9 protein-coding genes are annotated in these 11505 nt (G+C 65.0%); 8 read left to right on the forward strand and 1 reads right to left on the reverse strand.

The genetic code is table 11. From position 1 onward, the window contains the following. From D7X12_RS33590 to D7X12_RS45410, 6 genes are all read left to right on the forward strand, one after another. A partial coding sequence (locus tag D7X12_RS33590; protein WP_147443879.1) for an RHS repeat-associated core domain-containing protein occupies positions 1 to 1663 on the forward strand: 1663 nt, incomplete at its 5' end. Positions 1664 to 1677: 14 nt separating this feature from the next. Further along, positions 1678 to 2364, forward strand: coding sequence for a hypothetical protein (locus D7X12_RS42620; RefSeq protein ID WP_147443880.1), 687 nt, complete (start codon positions 1678 to 1680; stop codon positions 2362 to 2364). A gap of 1060 nt (positions 2365 to 3424) precedes the next feature. After that, entirely contained in the window at positions 3425 to 3964 is a 540-nt protein-coding gene (locus D7X12_RS33605) for a hypothetical protein (protein WP_120629305.1), read from the forward strand. Then, positions 3951 to 4718, forward strand: coding sequence for an IS21-like element helper ATPase IstB (gene istB / locus D7X12_RS33610; protein ID WP_120629306.1), 768 nt, complete (start codon positions 3951 to 3953; stop codon positions 4716 to 4718). The genes D7X12_RS33605 and istB overlap by 14 nt, the downstream gene beginning before the upstream one ends. 126 nt (positions 4719 to 4844) lie before the next feature. Continuing rightward, positions 4845 to 5981 (forward strand): ribonuclease domain-containing protein, encoded by a 1137-nt coding sequence (locus D7X12_RS43815; protein WP_208719438.1) that lies wholly within the window; start codon positions 4845 to 4847, stop codon positions 5979 to 5981. A gap of 7 nt (positions 5982 to 5988) precedes the next feature. Further along, the gene (locus tag D7X12_RS45410; RefSeq protein ID WP_120629307.1) at positions 5989 to 6276 is read left to right on the forward strand and encodes a barstar family protein; all 288 of its coding nucleotides are present in this window, start codon (positions 5989 to 5991) and stop codon (positions 6274 to 6276) included. Between the two features lie 131 nt (positions 6277 to 6407). Here the strand turns inward: D7X12_RS45410 and D7X12_RS33625 are convergent, their stop codons facing one another. Continuing rightward, complete coding sequence (locus D7X12_RS33625) at positions 6408 to 6965, reverse strand: ATP-binding protein (protein ID WP_244224941.1); 558 nt, start codon at positions 6963 to 6965, stop codon at positions 6408 to 6410. Between the two features lie 24 nt (positions 6966 to 6989). Between D7X12_RS33625 and D7X12_RS33630 the strand changes: the two genes are divergently transcribed. Both D7X12_RS33630 and D7X12_RS42625 read left to right on the forward strand, forming a co-directional pair. Further along, a complete protein-coding gene (locus tag D7X12_RS33630; RefSeq protein WP_120629308.1) occupies positions 6990 to 9479 on the forward strand; it encodes an RHS repeat-associated core domain-containing protein in 2490 nt (829 codons plus the stop codon). 838 nt (positions 9480 to 10317) lie between these two features. After that, a complete protein-coding gene (locus tag D7X12_RS42625) occupies positions 10318 to 10698 on the forward strand; it encodes a hypothetical protein (protein ID WP_147443881.1) in 381 nt (126 codons plus the stop codon). Positions 10699 to 11505: the final 807 nt, after the last annotated feature.

Here is an 11505-nt window from a genome sequence, read left to right on the forward strand (position 1 = left end):
ATACCGGTACGGCTGGGACGGCCTGCGGGTGGCCCGGACGACGGGCGCCCAGACGTCGACGTACCTGTGGGCGGCTGGGGCGTTGGTGGAGGAGCGCCTGGCGGGACAGCCGGCGTTACTCTACACGCAGGGGGGCGGGATGACGGTGGCCGTGGGCGCCGAACGCATCGCCCATGACGGGATGGGCAGTGCGGTGGGGCGCTACCCGGCGACGGGCGCGGGGACCCGGCAGCAGTACGACGCCTGGGGTGCCCACCGCAACGGCACGGCCCCGACGTCCGCCCAGGCCAGCCTTGGGTATACCGGCCACGCCTACGACGCGGAGTCGGGCCTCACCTACGCCCAGCAGCGCTGGCTCGACACCGGCACCGGGCGCTTCCTCTCCGAGGACCCGGTGGGGGCAGGGGCGTACCTCGGGGCGCCGCAGGGATTGAACCCGTGGCTGTATGCCAATGGGAATCCGACGCGATACACGGACCCGGATGGGCGGATTGCCAACCTCGGTGCAGCCGGTATCGGTGCACTGATTGGTGGTGTGGGCGGATGCGCCATCGGCGCATGGAACGCCGCTGACGGGGATGGATGGAGCGGGTGCGGCAAGGGCCTCCTTGTTGGTGGTGCGGCTGGCGGTGTTGCTGGCCTGACGTTCGGTGCGTCACTCGCGGCAATGGGGGTTACTGCTACCGGCGCCCAGCTCACTACTGGAACGGTATTGACTGCTACGGGCGCGAAGGTTGCTGTCGCGGGTGCTGCAGCTGGCGCAACCGGCGGATTTACTGGCGGCTTTTTGGGGACGGACGGCGACCTCTCGGACCGCGCAGAAGCCGGCCTGAAGTCGGGGGCCCACGGCGCGGTAGTTGGTGCAGTAGCTGCACCGGCACTAGCTCTGGCTTCCGGTTATGGCGTTCTCGCCACCACGGCAACAGCGGTCAGCTTGGACGCTGCTGACCAAGGCGTCTCGAGGGCGGCCGGCTGGCAGGAAGGCTGGGATTGGTCGAGAACGGCTACCGCTGGCTTATTGACGTCTGGCGTAGCGGGTAGCGCGAAACTGCACGCCAAACACCAACAGGCACAAGCGAACGCACGTGTGGCCCAGTCGAGGAGGTTAAGCCCGGCAGAGCGGACGAGTGCTGCGGCAGCTGACTCTGCGGGTGAGAATGGCTTCTGGGGCGTGTTGCCTGAGGAGGAGGCGCTCTTTCACGAACTGCAACGTTGGGAAAAAATGATGGAGACAGGAACCCTGCCGGCCGGCATGGAGGAGCCGCCGGCTGCCATTGTGGCGGCGATTAACAAGCGAACGGGAGATGTCGTGATTGGGGTTTCCGGGGAGAGGAACTCCAGTGATCATCCAGACATCAAGGCGGGCGAACGACGTGTGGCCGAACGGATAAAGGCCGGACAGCTCGCTAATCTCCGCCGGCGCAACGTGCTTGGCTGCGCAGAGTCCAATGCGGCATGCAAGCTGTTGGCTGACGGCGGCGCTGATGCATCGCTCACGGACATTCGATTCACCGATGCCTATCGCCCTAGGACGGGGGAGCGTGTCCCCGTATGTGCAAATTGTTCAACGATTCATGGGAACGCGGAGTTTCCAGGAATGGTGTTGCGAGACCCACAGTCTCCTGCCGCCTACACTAACGGTCGTTTGAATCGGACGCAGTGATGCCGGAGGAAATAATGGAAAAGCAGGTCTGGATGCATTTGGGGCTTTCAGAGCGCGCCCAAATTCTTCTGTCGGCGGGGAGTCGCCATGCCCCAGTTGTAGATGTCGACGTCGCAAGGAGATGGTTCCTTGAGCGTGGTGTTCCTGTAGCGGGTGTGTTTGTGGATTTTCATGTTGCACTTGGAGGTGTCGAGTATTCTGTTCCTGGTGATAGGGTTTGCCTTGGGATGTGGGAGTGGGACGTGTCCGGGAAGCCTGTTGCACCGAATTTGTGGCGAGATAGCCAGGGCAAATTCAGGGTGACATGCGGTTCTATCCGGGCGGCGCAGGTTAATATTTCGATGCGGGAGGATGGGGCGATATTTGAGGATGGCGACCCCGCATACACCAGCATCGTTAGGTGTCTGGAGGATCATGCGGTGCTTGAATTCGTAGAGCAGGCTTTCCCCCAGTGGCCACGTCTAAGGCTTGTTGTGGCGGCTGGTCAACCGATCGAGAAGCTAGGCGAGTTAGGGGGGGCGGTCATGACGGAGGCTAGTGACCGTCTCGTTGTCTGGTGGGCGGGGGGGGATTGGTTTGTTCGTGATGGGGCAATGGCACCTGTTGATGAAGGTGTTCGAAGTGTGTTTGTTTGTGCGCGAGACGTGGGTACTGTTGAGAGAGTTCGCGTCCTCCTGGGCGAGGCAATTGTTGAGGAGTGATTTCGAGGGTTGTCGGGCGAGAAGCTCCCTGATTCACCAGTGATGGTGCCGAAGTCGGCGATCCATACGTCGGAGTGTCGGGTTGATGTAGGCTGTGTTTGAGAGCTTCTGGGTGTCCGATGCACGGTCCCTCTATTGCGTGAGGTCTGCGCTGGCATGTGCTAGCCATTACTGGGGTGGCGCACGCGGGAACGGTCTGCCTTCACTGGGAAGCGCATCGAGGCAACCCTCCCTCAGGCGTTGGTCTCGCCCCCTCTGTAGCGGACGCCGCCAGCCCGTCCCGGCGCGCCACGAAGCCCCACGCGAAGCCGGAGTGGGGCCGGGGAGTGGAGGAGGACGGGGTGAGCGGAGAGGGCCGCGTGCCAGAAGTGTATCCGCTGCACAGACCCCGTCTTCGTTCATGAGGTCGGCCCTGGCACACGGTGGCCATGGAAGACGCGAGGACGTGGGAGGCGGACTTGCGCGGCTCTACTCCTGCTGCGCGAGAAACGTGCGGTTCCCGCGCACCCCCAGCCGCAGAGCCAACCCCCGGAAGTTACTCGGGCTCCTCGTCCTCCTCCGGTGGGACGCGGGAGGCCGGCTGACGAAGGTGACGGTGGTGCCCGGGGTGGCAGGGGAGGGCGGCAGCGTCACGACGCAATACCGGTATGGCTGGGACGGGCTGCGGGTGGCCCGGACGTGTAACGGGCCGGGGTAATGGATCGCAGTCGGGTCGGCCAAGCTGTTCGTAGCTGGGTCGGCCAAGCGGATCGCCCCAGGGTCGGCCAAGCGGATCGCCCCAGGGTCGGCCAAGCGGATCGCGCGCCGGAGCAATGGGCGCGGCGGTCGGCTCAGGGCGGAGGCCGTCGGAAGAAACGTGGCCAGTGGGTGGGCTGAGTACCTACCTGGGCGGTCATCCCATGCATCCTCGCGCACCACCGAGCACCGCCGGAGCGGTGTGCGGAGGGACGCGCGCGGATGAGTTACCGGAGAGTCGACATGGACAGGTTGAGAGAGCTGGTGCGGCTGCTCACCTTGCTCCGGAATCGCTGCTCACCTTGGCCCGGAATCGGTGCTCGGCTTGCCCCGGAACACGCACCTCGTCGGCAGCGACGTCTGGCTGCGCGTCACCGACGCCAGCCTGGAGGCGTACGCGGACGACGTGCGCGTGGCCACGCACGCCCGGCGCGGCAGTGGCCTCTACAGCACCCACGAGGCGCACCTGCCCCAGCACCGCGCGGATTTGCGCCACCGCAGCCGCGGCTACTGGGAAGGGCGGGCGGCGAGGCTGGGCGAGGACGTCCTCACCTACGTGCGCGCCGTCTTCGACTCCGACGACGTGCTGTCGCAGTTGAGAGCGGTGCAAGCCATCGTCACCCACCTGGAAGGCTTCCCGCCCGAGCGCGCCCAGGCCGCCGCCCGCAGGGCCCACTACTACGGGGCGTACACCTACCGGGCCATCAAGAACCTGCTGCGCCAGGGCCTGGACTTGCAGCCGCTGCCCCTGGCGCTCGCGGCCCCGGCGACGCCCTCGCTTCCTCAGCCGCGCTTCGCACGCAGCGTGGCCGAGCTGCTGCACCCCTCCGCCGTGCCCCAGGAGTCCGAAATTGAGTCCCACTGACGCGCTCGTCCCCCTGCTCAAGAAGCTGCGCCTGTCCGGTGTCCTCCAGTCGCTTCAGCTGCGCACCCAGCAAGCGGTGGACGACAACCTCTCCCACTCTGAGTTCCTCTACCGGCTGCTGGGCGACGAGGCGGAGCGACGCGACTCCAAGCAGCTGTCCCAGCGCGTGCGCCGCGCCGCCTTCGAGCACGCCAGGACGCTCGAGGACTTCGACTTCCACTTCAACCCCAGCGTCCCCAAGGCCAAGGTGCTGGAGCTGGGCACGTGCGGCTTCCTGGAGCGCCACGACAACGTCCTCATCGTCGGCCCCACGGGCGTCGGCAAGTCCCACCTGGCCCAGGCCCTCGGCCACCGCGCCTGCCGTGCCGGATACAGCGCCCTCTACCTCGGCGCCCACGAGCTTCTCCAGCAGCTGCGCGCCGCCCGAGGCGATGGCACCTACGAGAAGCGCCTCGTGCGCTTCACCTCGCCCGAGCTGCTCATCATCGATGACCTCGGCTTGCGTGGCCTCACCCAGGATGAACCTGCGGACCTCTACGAAGTCGTCCGCCAACGCTACGAGCGCAAGAGCACCGTCATCACCTCCAACCGCGCCATCGAAGAGTGGCCGCCCCTCTTCGGCGACCCGCTGATGGCCAGCGCCGCCATGGACCGGCTCCTCCACCACTCCCACGTCCTCGTCATCGAAGGCGACAGCTTCCGCAACCCGCCCCCGACCCGGCGCCGGAAGTCCTCCTCCGCAGAGGCTCGGTAGTCACCGGAAACGATCCGCTTGGCCGACCCCACCTCGCCATCGCCGCGAACTCGAACTGCGGCTGCCTGACGAACGCGTCACCCCGATCCGCTTGGCCGACCCTCCTGCGGTCCATGACCCCGGCCGTTGACACCGGTGGAGGCGGGGGCGTACCTGGAGAAGCCGCAGGGATTGAACCCGTGGCTGTATGCCAATGGGAATCCGACGCGATACACGGACCCGGATGGGCGCCTCGCCAACAAGCGGAACAGGAGCGACTTCGGCGTTTCGTTCCAAGAGGGCGAGACGGTTGAAGAGGCGTACTTCCACGCCATGCAGCTGGGGGTGAGCGGGAAGCGGCTAGAGACTCTTCAGGGGTTGATGAGCAACGCTCAGTATGACCCTGACGACGCGGGAAAGCTGGCGCGAATAAAGCAGGCCATCGTCTCGGCAACGCTCTTCCACCTGCGCGAGGTCGGAAGCGACTCGACACTCGACGGCTATCTCGATGCGCTGGCTCAGAACGCGAACAACAGAGGGGCCTTCTTCGGTGGCCGTGCGAGGGCTGAGGAGCTGGGTGCGGCCACGGAGTTCGCGGCGGGCGTCATGGGCGTCCCGACGAGCCACGGTGACATCGTCGTTGCCGTCGTCGGATGGGGTGTCTTCAAGATTGGCAAGGCCGGTGTGGGGTACGCCCTCCGGTACTTGCGCGGAACCAAATCCGCGGATGAAGTCGCGAGGGCTCTCAAGGGCGCTCCCGGCATCGAGGAGTGGAACCCCACGTCGAAGGAACTCGCTGAGCTTGGCGAAAGCATGGGCGAGAACGGCGAGTTGCGAGAGACGTTCGAGGCGCTGACGCATAGGTACGGCGTGCATGGGACGCCGGGAGACGTTGCTGCCAATGCAGCACGCCATGTGTCGTACAGGGGAGTGCTCCGGGTAACCGAAAAGGCAAATCCGCTTGTTGATTCACTTCGTTCGACTGGTGCGCTGCCGTCGAACTACATCACCAAGGCACAGGCGCAGGCGGCAGGTTGGCAGCCCGGTAAGGCTTTGTGGAATTCGGTCCCGGGAGGTCAAATCGGAGGGGATGTCTTCATGAATACAACCGGAGTGTTGCCGACAGTGCCTGGGAGAGTGTGGTATGAGGCGGATGTCGGGTTGGTGGGAAGTATGAGTCGGGCGAAGCAGGAGGGCACCCGATTGCTATACTCTGATGATGGTCTTGTTTATGTTGCCATTGACCACTATGCGACGGTGGAGTTTGTCGGGCGGTGGAAATAGGTGAGGCATGCTTGTTGAGCTTGATGGTGCGGCAATCCGGTCAGAACGCGACTTCCATGAGCAGCTTGCGAAGAAACTCGAATTTGGGCCTTATTACGGACGTAACTTGGACGCGCTCTGGGATAGGCTTAGTGCGGATGTCGAGCGCCCTGTGCGTCTTGTTTGGAGGGATTCACATGTGTCTCGGCAGGCTCTGGGCGGCAGGTTTGATGATATTGTCGTGGTGTTGCGCCGAGTCGTTGCTCAGGACGAGGGCTTTGGGTGGACTGATAGATTTGAGTTCGAGCTAGTCTGAGATGGTTGGTGTCGGCGACTGTTGGCGGTCATCGTGGAACGCGGAAATTTGGTCATCGGAAGCAGCTCGGCCCCGCCCCCACTGCAGAGCGGGAGCGCGGGGCCGGCTGGCCGCTGAGGGCGCGGAGGAGTTCAGCCCTTCTTGGCCTTGCGCTCGGCGCGGGGCTCCTCGGCCACGCGTCGGTGGTAGCTGTCGCCCTCAATGCTGATGATGCTGGCGTGGTGGATGACGCGGTCGATGAGAGCGATGGCGCACGCGGCGTTGGGGAAGATGGTGGTCCACTCCGAGAACGGGAGGTTCGTCGTCAAGACAATCGGTTTCTTCCCATACCTGCGCGACACCAGTTGGAAGAGCAGGTCCGCGTTCCTGGCGTCGTAGGAGAGGTAGCCAATCTCGTCGATGACGAGCAGACCCGCCTGGGTGCAGTAGTGCTTGAGTCTCCGGTCCAGGGCCCGCGCAGAGTCCTGACTGCCGAGGTCGAGCAGCAGTTGGGAGGCGGTGGTGAAGAGGACGGAGTGGCCAGCCTGCACGGCGTTGTAATCGATGTTCTGGGCAATCATCGTCTTGCCCAGGCCCTGAGGCGCGACGAGGACGACGTTGGCGGGGCGGGCCATGAAGTCCAGGGCCAGGACGCTCTCGACGGCCGTCCTGTCAATCCGCTTGGGCCAGCCCCAATCGAAGTCGGCCATCGTCCTGAGCGCGCCCAGGCGGCAGTGACGCTGGCGTACACGGCGGAGGACCAGCCGTGGCGGGTGGAGGAGACGCGAGGAGGGCAGACGCTGGCGAACGTCTACACGTACGACGCGCGGCGGCTGTTGACGCGGCAGGAGCGGGGCGCGGAGGCGGTGGATTACACGTATCGCCCCAGTGGCCAGCGACTGACGGTGACGTCACCCGCCGGCATGGTGACGTATGGGTATGACGCGCTGGAGCGGCTGGGGACGGCGACGGGCCCGGCGGGAACGACGGAATTCGAATGGGAAGCAGGAGGAGGGCGGCTGCTGGCGGTGAAGGGCGGCGGGCTGGTGGAGCGCCGCTGCTACGAAGGCCGCGGGCGGCTGAGGGCGGTGCTCAACGCGAGCACGGACGCGGACTGCGCAACCCTGGCGTTGGCGACGGGGCTGAAGAGCCTTTTTGAGTACACGTACGACGCGCGAGGCAACCGGACGGCGGAGGACTCCCGCGACGAGACGGCAGGTGCGCTGAAGCGGACGGAGTACGGGTACGACGGGGCGGACCGGCTGACGGGCGTGAAGTACGAGGATGGGCGGGCGGTGCTGTGCCACCTGGCGGCGGACGGGACGCGGCTGGGGGAGAAGGAGACGGCGGCAGGGTACGCGGGGGCGTTGACGCCGGATGCTTTCGACACGGCCACGGCCCAGCGGCACTGGCGCTATGCGTTCGACAGCCGGGGAGGGTTGGAAGGCCTCTTCAACGAGCTGGAGGTGGATCCAACGAAGCAGCGGCTGGCGACGTACGCGACGGACCTGGTGGGGCGCGTGACGTCGGAGCAGCGGGCGGGAGGCCGCAAGGACTACGGTTGGGACGCGGGAGGCCGGCTGACAAAGGTGACGGTGGTGCCCGGGGTGGCAGGGGAGGGCGGCAGCGTCACGACGCAATACCGGTACGGCTGGGACGGGCTGCGGGTGGCCCGGACGACGGGAGCCCAGACGTCGACGTACCTGTGGGCGGGTGGCGTGTTGGCGGAGGAGCGGCTGGCGGGACAGCCGGCGCTGCTCTACACCCAAGGCGCAGGGATGATGGTAGCCGTGGGCGCCGAACGCATCGCCCATGATGGGATGGGCAGTGCGGTGGGCCACTACCCGGCGACGGGCGCGGGGACCCGGCAGGAGTACGACGCCTGGGGCGCCCACCGCAACGGCACGGCCCCGACGTCCGCACAGGCCAGCCTTGGGTATACCGGACACGCCTACGACGCGGAGTCGGGCCTCACCTACGCCCAGCAGCGCTGGCTTGACACCGGCACCGGGCGCTTCCTCTCCGAGGACCCGATGGGGGCAGGGGCGTACCTTGCGCGTCCGACGGGTATGAACCCTTGGGGGTACGCTTCGGGTAACCCGCTCAGGTACGTGGACCCAGATGGCCGGACCGACTTCGAGGCGGTCGAGCGCGGGATGAAGGACGGCGCTTGGAACTACCTCGCTGGCCAAGTGCACGGCGCCATCAACCTCGGACTGTCCCTCCAGCGTGAGCACGTCAAGCGTTGGACGGGCTGGGAGGTCGGCGTTCTCGACGAGGGTTGGCGCTATCGGAGTGCGGATACGGCCGTCGGCCAGGACCACATCTGGCTGCAAGAGCAGAACATGCAGGCGCTCCGCGAGTTCACGCAGAAGCCTGCTGGCGAGATTGCATCCCAGCTCGCCAAGCAGGCCGTATTGGAGACGGGCAATGCAGCGCTCCGCACGTGGGAGAACTGCTCGGCTTCTGCCACCAGCGTGATAGAGGAGGAGTTCAGCTACGCATGTGGTGCGAGCCTTCCGGAGACAGCGCTGCTGGTTGGCGACTGGGCGGTCGGAACGCACGGTGCCACGGGAACGGGTCGTCGAGCCGTCAACATGGTGGAGGACGCTATGGAGACAGCCGCCGGAATGGCCCGTAGAGGCGGCATGACGCCTGCGCTGGCGGGTGTTCCGTCTGGGCACTTCATCACTGACCTCGTCACCGGAGCGACGGATCAAGCGGGTGACGCACTTAGGATGTCTCGGCCCTTGCTGATGAGTGCGGACGACGCTGTCAAAGGGGGCGGGGCGCCAGCGGTGTCGGGAGAACTGAACGAGGCTCGCGCTAAGCTAATAGATACACTCAGGCATCGCGTTCTCGGCTGGAACCACGAACAGAAGCGGTGGAGCCGGAACGAGACGCTCGCCATTTCGAAACTTGAGAAGATGCTCGGCCGGCGACTTGAGCCTTCGAATATTGAAGGCATCGACGTTTTTGACCCTAATGGTCTTGGGAGCATCTCCGTGAAGGGGCCGTACCTCAATTCAAAGGGGTTGCCACCGACAGCCGCGCAGCAGAGGGCTGCTGTCGCGAACTTCTTCGACGCCATGAAGCACAACACGACTAAGGGAATCGTTCATGTCGTGGATGTGACGGGGCTCTCTGATGACATGCTCGGGCATTTGCAGGCGCAACTCGGGCAGCCCGGTTCAACTGCAGGCAAGGTGCTATTGATCAGGTGATCCGAATATGTCCCAAAGTCCTATTTCATATGGTGAGAGAGCTCGGTTCGTCCGAGATGGCGCGCTGGCGGTAATGGTCGCAGAGCTCTCTCGGGAGGCAGACGGTCTACCCGCCCCCTGCGGCCAATGGCTTGGAGTGGTATGTGCCCAGTGGGCCGACTACATCGAGTGCATGCCGCCGGGGCTGAAGAACATACGTCTTGATGAGGTTCTGTCTAGTGAACAGGATGTGTCGTGTCTGCGCGCGGCAGTTCGTGCAGTTCAGGCACAAGCGGCGGCGGCCGGGCCCGACTTCCTGCTAGAGACGTGCGACCGATGGCTTGATGTGCTGGAGGCGGAAGTCCCCTGACCGCTCCGGGGATCGGTTCCGGAGACGGCGAAGGACTTCGAGCCCGCCAAGGGCGAAGTGGGCCTGGCCGACTACGAGGTGCGCACCTGGATGGCCTGGCGCCGGCACATGACGCTGTGCCTGGTGGCGCACGTCTACCTCGCCGCAGCGCGCGCCAGGGCCAACCTTCCACCCCAGGAGAATTTGCCCCCCAAAGCGCTCGGCCTGCCGAGGCGAAGAAACCCCATGCGCGCGTTTCTCGCCCGGCGCGGCCTTCATTGACAGCCCTCGTCCGCTCCTCCGCCCAGGAAGTGCGCGGACTCCTGGTGGCGCTGCTGCGGCGTGCGGTCGCTCCGCTCGCGCACGTCCTGGCGTGGATTCGCTGGCGGCGCCACCACCAGGCTGTGGCCATGCGGTGTCACTACCGGGCCCGAGGAGCGCGACTCAAACTACAACTGTAGGAGTAAGCTGAAGCTCGGTGGTGGCAAGTCGCAGACGGTGAGGTGAGCCATGTCAGAGTTTGCTGTGCTGGCCGAAGACTTGGAGTTCGACGATGCTCCCATGGAGGAGGTGGTGTTTTCGTCGAGTTCCGGCGGTGTCCGGATGCGGCTTGATCTGCACGCCGGTGGAAGTGTGGGGCTTGAGTTTCGTGGTGTTCGCGCCATGCGCATGGTTCCGTCGGTCTTCATTGATAGAAACCGCCTGCGTGTGAACGGAGTGTATCGTCGCAGTGTCCTAGTTCTTGAGAGATCCGAGTGGCTGGGTGACTTGGTTCGTGCATCCGTATCGGCTGGTGAACCTGTGTCTTGTCGGCTGTCGCATTATGTGGTTCCAAGCGACGATTGGGTTTGGGAGTTGCTCGCGTCGGACTGCTCCAGGGTTGATGAATAGCGCGACAAGCTTGGTAAGATTGTTGATGTGCCGCCGGGGGCCTGCCGCGCGCCAAGCACCCCACGCGATGCCGGTGTCTGGCTGATGAGTGGAGGATGGCCGGATACCTCGCGTTCGGCCAATGTGCTGCTGACCCGGTGTGCAGCAGCAGCCCGTCCTGACGGCGTCGGCGCCTCGTGCTACCTACGGGCATGCCCGACGCGAGCCCCGCCACCGACAACCAGCACCAGCCCTCTGGCCAGCTGGGCCTCCGGAGCTTCTTCGATGTGCTAGCTTACCCCCCCCAGGCATCTCCATCTCCTCATCTGAATCAGATTGGACGACGCGGGGCAGTTGACCTCCTGCGGCTACCCGCCTCAACCGCCGTGATCACCGTTGTAGCCAGCGGAAATGACGTTCTCGCTGCTGGGCGAGTGGCGATCGTCTACGGCAAAATCGTCGAGGTTGACAACGCATCTGGCCACTACGCGCCGAAGGGGCCAGAGGCACGGCCGCTTCTGAAGCCGCATTTGAACGCGTGGGCCTCGCCGCAAAGGGTAGGTATGTTGAGAAGGTGTGGGACAGCAGCAAGAAGGCATGGGTCAATCAATGACTGACCACAATTCGGCAGGAGATGAGGAGCGGCAGCTGAACACGCTCTTCGAAGAAGCGCATCGAGGCAACCCTCCTTCGGGCGTTAGCACTACTGCGTCAGGGGCCCGATGGATGAACGGGGAGAGCGAGCAGTCTTCGCGGGGAGCGTCGGAGGTTGGCGCGGTGGCAGGTGGGGCACCGAGGCAGCCAGGTGGCAATCCCTTGCGCCATGGC

It is taken from the genome of Corallococcus sicarius (assembly GCF_003611735.1).
GTDB classification, from domain to species: domain Bacteria; phylum Myxococcota; class Myxococcia; order Myxococcales; family Myxococcaceae; genus Corallococcus; species Corallococcus sicarius.

Excerpts from the sequence above, each read along its gene's own strand:
- D7X12_RS42620 (WP_147443880.1), top strand. The coding sequence starts at position 1,678 with ATGGAAAAGCAGGTCTGGATGCATTTGGGGCTTTCAGAGCGCGCCCAA.
- D7X12_RS45410 (WP_120629307.1), top strand. The coding sequence starts at position 5,989 with ATGCTTGTTGAGCTTGATGGTGCGGCAATCCGGTCAGAACGCGACTTC.
- D7X12_RS33625 (WP_244224941.1), bottom strand. The coding sequence starts at position 6,965 with ATGGCCGACTTCGATTGGGGCTGGCCCAAGCGGATTGACAGGACGGCC.
- D7X12_RS42625 (WP_147443881.1), top strand. The coding sequence starts at position 10,318 with ATGTCAGAGTTTGCTGTGCTGGCCGAAGACTTGGAGTTCGACGATGCT.